Raw genomic sequence first — 2,515 nt, forward strand, 5'->3', positions numbered from 1 at the left:
CTCGCCGGCCAGCGCATCGCGCGTGGCGGCATCGCGCGCGCCGGCCTTGATGGCATCAACCGCCGGCTGCACCACCGCGAGGTCGCCGGCCAGCACCGGCACCGGGCTTGCCCTGCCATAGAGATCAAGCGCCAGCGTTGCCCCCACGGCCAGCACGCCGATGCGCTGTGGCCGGTGGGTCAGCGCCTCGGCCAGTGCGGCCTCGATCATGGAGACGAACGGCACGTCCACCGCTGCCACGATGGCGTCCGACCAGCCATGGGCGGCATTGCAGGGCATGGCGAGCAGCTGCGCGCCGCCGGCCACCAGCCTACGCGCCATCTCGGCCAGCGCCGGGCCAGGCGACGCCCCCTCCCCGCGCGCCGCGGCATTGCGGTCAGGCACCTGCGGGTTGCTGTCCACCAGCACGCGCGGGTGATCGGCATCGCGTGTCGCCTCGGCACCGGCCACCAGCCGGGTAAGGAAATCGGCGGTGGCGGCCGGCCCCATGCCGCCGATCACGCCGATGGTGCGATAGCGGCTCAACCGCGCACCGCAGCCTCGATGGCGGCGATGTCGATCTTGCCCATCGTCATCATCGCCGCGAACGCCCGTTCGGCCACGGCGCCGCCGGCCGTCGTCGCCTCGGTGAGCACGCGCGGCGTGATCTGCCAGTTGACGCCCCAGCGGTCCTTGCACCAGCCGCAGGCGCTGGGCGTGCCGCCATTGCCAATGATGGCGTTCCAATAGTGATCGGTCTCCGCCTGCGTCTCGGTGGCGACCTGGAAGGAAAAGGCCTCGCTCTGGGCGAAGGCCGGTCCGCCGTTCAGTCCCATGCAGGGGATGCCCAGAACGGTGAAATCGACGGTGATCACATCACCGGCGGCCAGGTGCGGCAAATCGACGGGGGAGCGATGCACCGCCTGCACCCCTGAATCCGGGAAGGTCGCTGCATAGAATTGCGCCGCCGCTTGCGCCTCACGATCGAACCACAGGCAGATGCGATGGCCGGCCACCACGCGCTCCTCAGTTGAAGGCAGGATCGCGCAGCACGCTGCCAAAAGCCGACAGGCTGGGGGCGCCGCCGGTGTGCAGGAACAGCACGCGTTCCCCCTTCTTGAGCACGCCTTCGCGCACCAGTGCGATCAGCCCGGCCATCGCCTTCCCGCTGTAGACGGGGTCGAGCAATATGCCCTCGCTGCGCGCCAGCAGCCGCACCGCTTCCACCATCTCGCGGGTGGGTAGCGAATAGCCGGGGCCAACCCAGGCATCGAGCGCCACGATATCGTCGGCCACCGGCTGCGGCGTGCCCATGAAATCGGCCGTGGCCTGCGCGAGCTTCAGCACATTGGCTTCCTGCTCGGCGCGTTGGCGGCGCACGTTGATCCCGGTCACCGGCAGCTGCGCGTTCAATGCCACCAGCCCGGCCACCAGGCCGGCATGAGTGCCGGCGCTGCCGGACGCAACGACAAGGCGATCGAAGGCCACGCCGGCCTCGAACGCCTGGGCCATGATCTCCTGCGCGCAGGCCGCGTAGCCGAGCGCGCCCAATGGCGACGACCCGCCCCCAACGATGACATAGGGGTGGCCGCCGGCCGCCTTCACGGCAGCGGCGTCCAACGCCATCTCCTCGGCAAGGTCGGCGCCGGCCTTGACCATCCGCACATTGGCAGCGCCCATCAGGTCGAACAGCAGGTTGTTGCCCAGCGCCTCCGGGCTGAAGCTGCCGGGCACCCGCTCCTCGATCACCAGGCGGCAATCCAGGCCTTCTTTCGCGGCCGCCGCCAGGGTGAGCCGGCAATGGTTGGACTGCGGCGCCCCCACCGTGATCAGCGTGTCGGCCCCTTGGGCCAGCGCATCGGCGACCAGGAACTCCAGCTTGCGGGTCTTGTTGCCGCCACCGGCGAGGCCCAGCAGGTCATCGCGCTTGATCCAGATCTCGGCCCCACCCAGCAGCGCCGACAAACGCGGCAGCGGCTCCAGCGGAGTGAAGCCAGGGGTGTAGCGGCGGCGGGGAAAACGGGCGAGGTGCATGGCCTGCCCCTTGGCGGATTCTGCACGACGAGGGAAGGCGAAATCCGCGCTGGCCAGTGCGCGATGCCGATCGATCAAGGCGACTGGCGGAAAATGGTGCCCGGGGGCGGATTTGAACCACCGACACGGGGATTTTCAATCCCCTGCTCTACCCCTGAGCTACCCGGGCTCCCATGCGCGCGCGGCGGGGTGAGCCGCGCGGGAGGCCGGCGTTTAGCCAGCCTCGTCGTCGTTGTCCAGCGGGCTTGGCGGCAAAAGTTCGTCCTCATCACTGCGCGCTGGCACGGCATAGGCGTCTGACAGCCAGGCATTGAGGTCGCGCGCCCGGCAGCCAGCCGAACAGAAGGGCCGATAGGCCGCCACCGCCGGCTGCCGGCGGCAGTAGGCGCACGCCCGCGCCGGCGATGCGGGATCAACCGGGCTGGACATGGGAAGCACCTCCTTCGGCCAAAGCCACCCGCCCGCCGGTCAGCCGCGCCAGCTCGGCCGTCAGCGCCGGGCG

The 2,515-nt window shown here is 70.2% G+C and carries 4 protein-coding genes and 1 tRNA gene; all 5 read right to left on the minus strand.

The features are described 5' to 3' along the window. Positions 1 to 525: aspartate/glutamate racemase family protein (locus GJV64_RS13595; protein WP_164157914.1), on the minus strand; the 525-nt coding region annotated here is incomplete at its 3' end. Next, positions 522 to 998, minus strand: coding sequence for a VOC family protein (locus GJV64_RS13600; RefSeq protein WP_205599640.1), 477 nt, complete (start codon positions 996 to 998; stop codon positions 522 to 524). The genes GJV64_RS13595 and GJV64_RS13600, both read right to left, overlap by 4 nt. 7 nt (positions 999 to 1,005) lie before the next feature. Next, positions 1,006 to 2,013: a D-cysteate sulfo-lyase gene (gene cuyA / locus GJV64_RS13605; protein WP_164157918.1), complete on the minus strand. Its 1,008-nt coding sequence runs from the start codon at positions 2,011 to 2,013 to the stop codon at positions 1,006 to 1,008. Positions 2,014 to 2,107: 94 nt separating this feature from the next. After that, a tRNA-Phe gene (locus GJV64_RS13610) sits at positions 2,108 to 2,182 on the minus strand. A 44-nt stretch (positions 2,183 to 2,226) separates the two neighbouring features. Beyond that, the gene (gene yacG, locus GJV64_RS13615; protein ID WP_164157920.1) at positions 2,227 to 2,442 is read right to left on the minus strand and encodes a DNA gyrase inhibitor YacG; all 216 of its coding nucleotides are present in this window, start codon (positions 2,440 to 2,442) and stop codon (positions 2,227 to 2,229) included. Positions 2,443 to 2,515: the final 73 nt, after the last annotated feature.

The sequence above is a fragment of the Sandarakinorhabdus rubra genome (assembly GCF_010994245.1).
GTDB classification, from domain to species: domain Bacteria; phylum Pseudomonadota; class Alphaproteobacteria; order Sphingomonadales; family Sphingomonadaceae; genus Sandarakinorhabdus; species Sandarakinorhabdus rubra.